Origin of the sequence: Acidovorax sp. HMWF029 (assembly GCF_003060895.1) — a bacterium.
Classification (GTDB): Bacteria; Pseudomonadota; Gammaproteobacteria; order Burkholderiales; family Burkholderiaceae_C; genus Acidovorax.
This window is the reverse complement of record NZ_QAIH01000159.1, coordinates 1-3745: the sequence shown is the minus strand read 5'-3', so window position 1 is coordinate 3745 and position 3745 is coordinate 1. Positions and strand designations below refer to the sequence as shown.

Sequence of the window (3745 nt, the reverse complement as noted above, 5' to 3'; positions counted from 1 at the left end):
GGTGGGGGGGCTGATCCTGAGCCAGTTGCTCACGCTGTTCACGACGCCGGTGATTTACCTGACGTTTGAGGGGTGGGCGCAGCGGTGGCGTGGGCGGCGGGGTGAGGGGGCGTGATGGCGTTCGTGGTTTTCGCTTTGTCATCTGCCGTTCGGGCTGAGCTTGTCGAAGCCTTGGCGTGCTGGTGGGGAAAGCATGCTTGGGTTGAGTGCGGGAGCCGGGAGTCGCCCGGCGTGCGAGTAACTTTCTTTTGCTTCGCCAAAAGAACGCCACTGCGCCGCCGGGCGCACACCCCGGCCCCCGCCCTCAACCAAAGCACGTTGATTGCTATAGATTATGTAGCTAATAAGGTAATCCCAACGCGCGCAAAGGCCCAAAAAATCCTAAAAGAAGAGGCCCGCCCATGAGCCTCTCCACCCCCTTCATCCACCGCCCCATCGGCACCATGCTCCTCACCCTGGGCCTGGCCCTGGCCGGTGCGGTGTCGTATTTTTTGCTGCCCGTGGCCCCGCTGCCGCAGGTGGACTACCCCACCATCTCGGTCAGCGCCAGCCTGCCCGGCGCCAGCCCCGACACCATGGCCGCCACCGTCGCCACGCCGCTGGAGCGGTCGCTGGGCGCCATTGCGGGTGTCACGGAGATCACCTCAAGATCCATCCTGGGCAGCACGACGATCACTCTGCAGTTCGACCTGGATCGCAACGTGGACAGCGCCGCGCGCGATGTGCAGGCCGCCATCAACGCGGCCCGCACGCTGTTGCCCACGGGGATGCCCAACAACCCGACCTACCGCAAGGTCAACCCTGCCGACTCGCCCATCATGATTCTGGCGCTCACGTCCGATCTGCTCACGCGCGGGCAGATGTACGACGCGGCCTCCACCGTGCTGGCGCAAAAACTCTCGCAAGTCGAAGGCGTGGGCCAGGCCACGGTGAGCGGTGGCGCGCTGCCCGCCGTGCGCGTGGCGCTGGACCCGGTTCGGCTGGCGGCCAACGGCATTTCGCTGGAGCAGGTGCGCAGCGGCATCGTCAGCACCAATGCCAACCGCCCACTGGGTGCCGTGGAGCGCGAGGACCATTACTGGCAGGTGGCCACCAACGACCAGGCCCGCGTGGCGGCTGACTATGCACCTTTGGTGCTGCGCTGGAAGAACGGCCAGGCCGTGCGGCTGCAGGACGTGGCTGAGGTAGTGGATTCGGTGCAGGATGTGCGCAACTTTGGCGTGGCCAATGGCAAGCCGGCCATCCTGCTTCAGGTGTACAAGCAGCCCGGCGCCAACATCCTTGAAGCCGTGGAGCGTGTGCGCTCGCTGCTGCCTGCGCTGCAGGCGTCCATCCCGGCGGCCATCGACATCGAGGTGGTCTCCGACCGCACGCCCACGCTGCGCGCTTCTGTCAAGGAGGTCGAGCGCGCGCTGCTGATCGCCGTGGCGCTGGTGGTGCTGGTGGTGTTTCTGTTCCTGCGCAACGGGCGCGCCACGCTCATCCCCAGCGTGGCGGTGCCGGTGTCGCTGGCGGGCACGTTTGGCGTCATGTACCTGGCGGGCTACACGCTCGACAACCTCTCGCTCATGGCGCTCACGGTGGCCACGGGCTTTGTGGTGGACGATGCCATCGTGGTGCTGGAGAACATCATGCGCCACATGGAGCGTGGAAAGACCGCACTGCGGGCGTCGCTCGATGGCGCGCGCGAGATTGGTTTCACCGTGGTGTCGATGAGCATCTCGCTCATCGCGGTGTTCGTGCCCATCCTGTTCATGGGCGGCATCGTGGGGCGGTTCTTTCGGGAGTTCGCCATCGTCATGTCGTCGGCCATTCTGGTGTCGATGGTGGTGTCGCTTACCACCACCCCCATGATGTGCGCGGCGCTGCTCAAGCCCCATCACCTCACCCCTGTGCGGCGAAGCGGCTGGCGTGGCGCAGTGGGCCGCTGGATGAGCCGCGTTCAGATCAGGAGCATGCGCCTGTACCGCCGCAGTCTGGCCTGGTGTCTGCGTCACCAGCCGGTGGCCATGCTGGCGCTAGCCGGTGTGGTGGGGCTCAACGTTTACCTCTACACCGCCATCGACAAGGGCTTCATGCCCGAGCAGGACACGGGCCGCATCTCGGGTTTTATCCGCGCCGACCAGGCCACGTCGTATCAGGCGATGGAGCAGCGGTTGCAACGCTTTCTGTCCATCGTGCAGGCCGACCCCGCAGTGGAGCATGTGACGGGTTTCACCGGCGGCTGGCAGCGCAACTCCGCGGCCATGTTCATGACGCTCAAGCGTGGGCCAGGGCAGGAGCGTTCGGATGTGGTCATTGCGCGGCTGCGCGAGCAGCTCAAGAACGAGCCCGGCGCGCGCCTGTTCATGTCGCCGCAGCGCGATGTACGCATCGGCGGGCGGCAAAGCAGCGGCGCTTCGTTCGACTACACGCTGCAGGCCGACGACATTGGCGACCTGCGCACCTGGGAGCCGCGCATCCGCCAGGTGATGAGCCAGCTGCCCGAGCTGGAGGACGTGAACAGCGATGTGCAGGACTATGGCCTGCAGACGTCGCTGGCCATCGACCGCGACGCCGTGGCGCGCCTGGGTCTCACCATGGCCCAGATTGACGCCACGCTCAACAATGCTTTCGGACAGCGGCAGGTAGGCGTGATCTACAACCCGCTCAACCAGTACCGTGTGGTGATGGAGGCCGAGCCGCGCTACCTGCAAAGCCCTGAGACATTGCGCGGCTTCTTCTTTGTCAATAGCCAGGGCCAGCCGATTCCGCTGACGGCGTTCGCGCGCATCACCACCACCAACACGCCGCTGTCGGTCAACCACGATCGCGGCACTCCCGCCAGCAGCATCAGCTTCAGCCTGGCGCCGGGCGTGTCGCTCTCGCAGGCGACCGTGGCTGTCAACAACGCAGTGGCCGAGCTAGGGGTGCCCGTGGCGGTGCGGGGCAGCTTCAGTGGGACGGCCGGGGCGTTCCAGGATGCGTTGGCGGGTCAGCCGCTTTTGATCTTGGCCGCGATGGTCACAATCTACTTGGTGCTGGGCATGTTGTACGAGAGCCTGGTGCACCCGCTCACCATCTTGTCCACGCTGCCGTCTGCGGGCGTGGGGGCGCTGCTGGCGCTGATGCTGTTCAAGACCGAGTTCTCGCTCATTGCGCTTATCGGCGTGATCCTGTTGATCGGCATCGTCAAAAAGAACGCGATTTTGATGATCGACTTTGCCTTGACGCGGCAGCGCCAGCAGGGTGGTGCCACGGTGTCTGCGGCACAGGCCATCTACCGCGCCTGCAACCTGCGCCTGCGCCCCATCCTCATGACGACCGTGGCAGCCATTTTTGGCGCGCTGCCGCTGGCATTGGGCCGGGGCGATGGCGCTGAGCTGCGCCAGCCGCTGGGCATTGCGATCGTGGGCGGCCTGATGGTGAGCCAGCTGCTCACGCTCTACACCACGCCGGTGATGTATGTGGCGCTGGACCGGCTGCGTACGCGCGTGCTGCGCGCCGTGCGCCCCCGCCGCAAGCATGCGGGTGCCACGCCCGCCGCCCCGGCGGTCTTGCAAGGAAACGACGGATGACCTCTCCCTCCACTTTTTCACGCCGAACCGCCTGGCCGGTTGTTCTGGTCAGCGGCTTGTGGCTGGCGGGCTGCGCGCAGACGCCACCCTATGAGCGCCCCAGAATGGACATCCCGACGGTCTATAAGGAGCAGGCCGCTGCCCAGGCCCAAGGCATCTGGAAACCCGCACAGCCCCAGGCCGTCCAC

1 protein-coding gene and 1 pseudogene are annotated in these 3745 nt (G+C 65.9%); both read left to right on the top strand.

The window, feature by feature from the left end; translation table 11 throughout:
- Positions 1-401: 401 nt before the first annotated feature.
- The gene (locus tag DBR12_RS11140) at positions 402-3557 is read left to right on the top strand and encodes an efflux RND transporter permease subunit (protein ID WP_108617304.1); all 3156 of its coding nucleotides are present in this window, start codon (positions 402-404) and stop codon (positions 3555-3557) included.
- Positions 3554-3745, top strand: a pseudogene (locus DBR12_RS22770) (RND transporter); the annotation flags it as partial. The gene DBR12_RS11140 and the pseudogene DBR12_RS22770, both read left to right, overlap by 4 nt.

What these genes read in the sequence shown, in the direction of transcription:
- DBR12_RS11140 (WP_108617304.1), top strand. Translation starts at nt 402, where the DNA reads ATGAGCCTCTCCACCCCCTTCATCCACCGCCCCATCGGCACCATGCTC.